2 protein-coding genes are annotated in these 2115 nt (G+C 63.4%); one reads left to right on the top strand and one right to left on the bottom strand.

Annotated elements, in window-relative coordinates; translation table 11 throughout:
- Positions 1–180: 180 nt before the first annotated feature.
- Positions 181–861: an SDR family oxidoreductase gene (locus L979_RS13315; RefSeq protein WP_231559551.1), complete on the top strand. Its 681-nt coding sequence runs from the start codon at positions 181–183 to the stop codon at positions 859–861.
- Between the two features lie 123 nt (positions 862–984).
- Here the strand turns inward: L979_RS13315 and L979_RS13310 are convergent, their stop codons facing one another.
- Positions 985–1839, bottom strand: a complete 855-nt coding sequence (locus L979_RS13310) for a tryptophan-rich sensory protein (protein ID WP_231559550.1) — start codon at positions 1837–1839, stop codon at positions 985–987.
- Between the last annotated feature and the right edge of the window lie 276 nt (positions 1840–2115).

Here is a 2115-nt window from a genome sequence, read left to right as displayed (position 1 = left end):
CTGGGATTCGGCTGTGGTTCGGGTGTTGCGTGGGTGTTGTTCGCAGCCGGATTGCCTCCCGGGGCGGTCAAGGCGGAGGATCAAAGCATGAACAAACTTGCACTGGTCACCGGCGCCTCAGCCGGCATAGGTTTTGAACTGGCTCGGCAGTTGGCAGACCGCGGCTAGGACATCGCAGGCGTGGGGGCCGGCGAGCGCATCAACCAACTCTCGGACAAGTTGCCTCACGTGCGGGTTCTGTCCATCCAGGCAGATCTGTCCGCGGAAGAGGGCGTGGAATACGTGTGGTCGGAAGTTGAGGCATTGGGGCGGCCGTTGGACGTCGTCGCTCTGAATGCGGGCAAGAGTCTGGGTGGGGCGTTCCTGGACACGGACCTGGATGAAGAAAAGCACATGATCGCGCTCAACATCACCTCACAGGTGCTGCTGGCCAAGCATGTGGTGCGCAAAATGGCTGATCAGCGCCACGGGTGGATTCTGATCACCTCGTCCATGTCCGCGTTGACTCCCACCCCGTACGAATCCATCTACGGCCCCACCCGCGCGTTCATGTTCAGCTTTGCGCAGGGCCTGCGGGAGGAAATGAGGGAGTACGGCGTGAACGTCACCGCGCTGCTGCCAGGGGCCACCGCCACGGACTTCCACCAGACCGCGGGCATGGGCAACACCATGTTCGGCTCCAACGACTGGAAGAACAATCCCGCTCTGGTGGCACAACGCGGCCTGGATGCACTGTTTGCCGGAAAGGATCACGTGATCGGCGGCGACCGCAAAACCCGGCGGGACGCCTTGCTCAAGAAGTTCCTGCCGGAAGCCGTGAAGTCCAGGCAGTTCGCCAAGGACAGCAAGCCGAATCAGTAGGTGCTGCCCACCTTCTTCCCGCCGAAGGTGAGTTGTGCCGCTCATCAGCGCTGATGGGCGGCACAACTCACTTTTCAAGTTGGGGTTACCGGAACAAATCGCTTCTGGAGTGGGGTCCAGGGCTCAGACGGTTTCCGGAGACCGTTCCCTGCGCAGCCGGGCGACGACGACGGCCACCACAACTGCCGCTGATGCCACCGCTGCGGTCCAGACCAACGTCTGGGACTCGAACTGACCCTCCGTTCGAGCAACCGCAATCCATGCCAGACCCCATGCGGTGGCAATGGCGGGAGCCAACCGGCCGCGGGTGAAGAACGCCAGGGCCATGGCAATCACGGCAGCCACGGTCACGATGGCAACGGTGGCCAACTCCCATCCGTCAAAACCGTCCAGGCCCACGCCACCGGCCAACCAAGCCGTGATGTTGGCAGCCACCGCCACGGACACCCAGCCCAGGTACAGGCCCATGGTGCCGTCCACCAGCAGAGTTTCCACCCAGCCGCTGGTCCGCGTGGCCATCATCAGAAGCAATGTACGGATCAGCACCGCCAGCAGGACCAGGATCACCAGAACACTGCCGATCAGCGTGTCCAGGCTGACCACTCCCAGCCAGGCTGCGTTGAGCAAGGCGGAACCGGCAATCCAAGGGCGCAAGCGGCGTTGACGCTCGGAACTGCGGGCGGTTCGACCCAACTGCCAGATGGCGTAAGCAGCCAGGCCCACGTAGATCACGGACCAGATGCTGAAGGCGCTGGAGGCCGGAGCAATGGGCGTGGCATCTGCATCCAGCCACCCTCCGGCGGAGTCGGTCACACCATCTCCGCCCACTGCCCCGCTACCGAAGAACGCGCCGATAATGGCCACCACCACCGCCAACAACGTCACGATGGCGGGAAACAGTTGAGATGAAGAATCCAGCGGACCGGATGCACGGTTTCGATCAGATGCGACGGCCCGGTCCTGAGCTGCGGATGACACGGTAACTCCTACAGATTTTGAAATATCAGACTGGTTTCCACCCTACGTGCCCCGTCGAACCCGCCACCCCCTTCGCCGAGACCTCCGAAAAGTCCCTCTGGACGCGGATTTTTGGGCTCTTTCGGAGGTCTCGGCGGAAGGTGGCGGGGCGCAGGGGCGGGGGGCGGGGCGCACAGCGGGCTGGGGCTGCGTGGGTCAGGTGCCGCAGAAGGTCACGAAAGCCGATTCCGAGCCCGGGCCCTCCAACCCCGCGAACTCGTCACGCCGACCATACGG

This window comes from Kocuria sp. ZOR0020, from assembly GCF_000800955.1.
GTDB classification, from domain to species: domain Bacteria; phylum Actinomycetota; class Actinomycetes; order Actinomycetales; family Micrococcaceae; genus Kocuria; species Kocuria subflava.
Note: the sequence above shows the minus strand (reverse complement) of the source record. Positions and strands in the feature narration are given on the sequence as shown.